General features: G+C 57.5%; 1 protein-coding gene. It reads right to left on the bottom strand.

Features of this window, described 5'->3' with window-relative positions; translation table 11 throughout:
* Positions 1-1,713 precede the first annotated feature (1,713 nt).
* Positions 1,714-2,676 carry a hybrid sensor histidine kinase/response regulator gene (locus AWB67_RS36010; RefSeq protein WP_125477840.1) on the bottom strand — a complete coding sequence of 321 codons (963 nt, stop codon included), beginning with the start codon at positions 2,674-2,676 and terminating at the stop codon, positions 1,714-1,716.
* Positions 2,677-2,809 lie beyond the last annotated feature (133 nt).

Below are 2,809 nucleotides of genomic sequence, written 5' to 3'. Positions count from 1 at the left end.
GGAAGCTCGTGCTAAGAAGGTTGGCAAGCGTAGCGCCCGAAGCGCTTTGATCACCGTCCTGCACGCGAGTAGATGTATATGGAATGCCGAAAGATCCATATGCGCGAGGTCCGTCGGCCGTTACGATACCCTTTTGCGTCATGACGCCGGGAGTATATGGACCGGCGTCGGTGTTTGGCATGACCGTCGATGTATCAGGCGCATACAATCGATTCACGACCGGCTTTAAAGTTGTAAGCTCTGTTGTCGAAAGCCGCGTCTCAGATAGGTCAAGGTTTATGACAACGGTGTCTTCGGCATAGGCCGCCCCAGTCGCGGATAGGAATACAACCGTTGCAGCAGTCGCTGAATGAGGGGCGAAACAATAACATCTTTTCATGACTCTCTCCCTGTTGACGGCGTTTCTCCTTCTACCACCCTCGATCAGTAGTCACCAGTTAAGCGCAAGCCAGACGGTAAAGGCGACGTCGGCAGGTCTACGCGTAGTAGCCGTCGGCGATAAGCCGATATAGGGATCTGAACTCGCTGATTTCTTGACTAATGGAAGCTCTTCGGCGACGGTGTCTACCGCCGCTGTGTCGATTCGACGCTCACGCAGGAGTATTGCTATCCGCGGGTAGGCGCAAGTCGGGACGCGGGGGCAGCAGTACGCCGCGCTTAACTTCGGCTAAGTCGGTCCCTGGCCCGGGTTCGAGAAGTCGGTGACAAGAACGCGGTTTGCCAGTGTGCACTTTTACACGAATAACAGAACTGCTGCACCGGAGGATGATGTTCCTCGAGGTTTGCTATGACTCGCCCGAAGATATCAACTGCCGCGCCGCAGTAGACTTTTCCGGGAATTACACCTTGACTATGTACATTGACTAATGTTGCTCAGCAGCGTGCGCTTCCGGTTTTTACTGGTCTATCCGAAAGCCAGCGGTGACGCTCCTCTCGATAGATGTATTTTTATAGATCATTGCGATGAGGTTTGCACAAGACTTTTTCGGCTCTTTTAGAAAAGGAGTGGGTAACGGGGCTCACAAGGCAAGCGGGTCGAAGGCGGACAAGTCGAGCTTGCTAGCAACGAGAAAAGAGGACCGTGCGCATCGTCGTGAAGCGCGTGTAGCCGCGGGCCTTTCGTTTGGCAGCCGGTGTGACGGAAAGCATGCTCAGAAGTGTTCGCGAACTGCACCGGTCCCCGAATGAGATATCGGAGTGGCGCGGCTAACTCGGTAGTCAGGCGTTGCAGCGTCTGACACACCAGATGACAAACGCATCGGCCGTATAGCGCTGAGGCGAGCGAAACATCGAAGTCTTGTTCGCGGTCGATCCAGTGGTCGCGCAAGGCAGCGGCCGCGCCGACCGGCACGGTGCGTTGCTTGCGCCGTTTGCCGATCATCGTCGGACCCGCACCGGAGTGTCGTTCAGACCCTCGGGCGATGGGCGTATTGAGCGGACATACGGGCGCAAACTTCACGACGCGCGTGCGCCGCTTCGTCGCGCCGGAGCCCCGAATCGCCCATCAGCAGGATTGCCGCGCGCGCGGTGCGCCACTGGTGGATTTCGGCATCGGCCTGATCCCGAGGCGTCCCAGCGCAGTGCTCATTTAACGCTTTGCGCATCTCAGTTCACATCTTAGTTTGACCGCCGGACATCAGCGGCCACCGCGCAATGGCAAACCACAATGTCCTTAGCACCGTCGGCAGGCACCCGGTCTGGACGCTACCGCAGCTATTTCTTTGGGGACGCGATTTCCCCCAAAACCCCAAGCAACGTTTTGAAATCAAGTGGCTTGACAAAATGATGATCGAAGCCGGCGGCCAGTGCTTTCCCTTTGTCTTGCGGCAAGCCATATCCGGTGACGGCAACCAGGACCGCCTTCGCCGTTTCAGCTCTGTTGCGAAGCATGCCGGCCAACTCATAGCCGTCGATATCCGGGAGGCCAACATCGAGCAGGCAGACATCCGGGCGCCAACGTTCGACTACCTCAAGAGCCGTTGTCGCGTCGGAAGCGTACTGTACGTCGTTGCCCGCGGTTTCGACCAGCATCCCCAGCGCCTCCGCCGCGTCCGCATTATCGTCAACGATCAGCATCTTCAATTCGGCGAGCGAAGAGGACTCGCCGGCCGTTGGGTGCTCGGCCTGATAAAGGCCCGCATGCGTGACTTCGAGGTATGGCAGGCAGACGACGAACGTGCTGCCAAGTCCTGGGCCCGCGCTCCACGCATACACAGAACCGCCATGTGCCGTTACAAGACTTCGCACCAGCGCCAAGCCAATTCCTAGGCCGCCCTGTGACCGGTCGGCGCTGCGTTCCGCCTGTGAGAATAATTCAAATGCACGAGCAGTGACGTCCGGGGTCATGCCAATCCCGTCGTCTGACACGACCAATTTGACGTGCCCGCTTTCGATGGTCACGCTGAAATCAATCGTTCCCCCCTCCCGCGTGTATTTTGCGGCGTTGTTAAGCAGATTGGCCAGCACTTGAATCAAACGCTTCTCGTCTCCGCGCACCAGCGCGGCGACGGGCGAAGTATGTAGCGAAAAGCGGTGCCTTTTCCGCTCAATGATGGGTCGCACCTGCTCAATGGCATCCGCTGCGGCTCGGTTCAGGTCCAACACCTCGAATTCATATTGCACTAAGCCTTGCGTGACCCGTGAAACATCAAGAAGATCGTCGATCAGGCTTGCCATGTGTTTCGCCTGACGGGCGATAATCGCGCTCGCCTTGCTCACCCGCGGTTCGTCGTTGAGCTATCGTTGAATCTGGTGTATGCGGCGTAGGGAAGCAGGAGAAGGCGGTGGCGATTGAAGGAGAATGTTGCTT

Origin of the sequence: Caballeronia terrestris (assembly GCF_001544515.1) — a bacterium.
GTDB lineage: Bacteria > Pseudomonadota > Gammaproteobacteria > Burkholderiales > Burkholderiaceae > Caballeronia > Caballeronia terrestris.
Note: the sequence above shows the minus strand (reverse complement) of the source record. Positions and strands in the feature narration are given on the sequence as shown.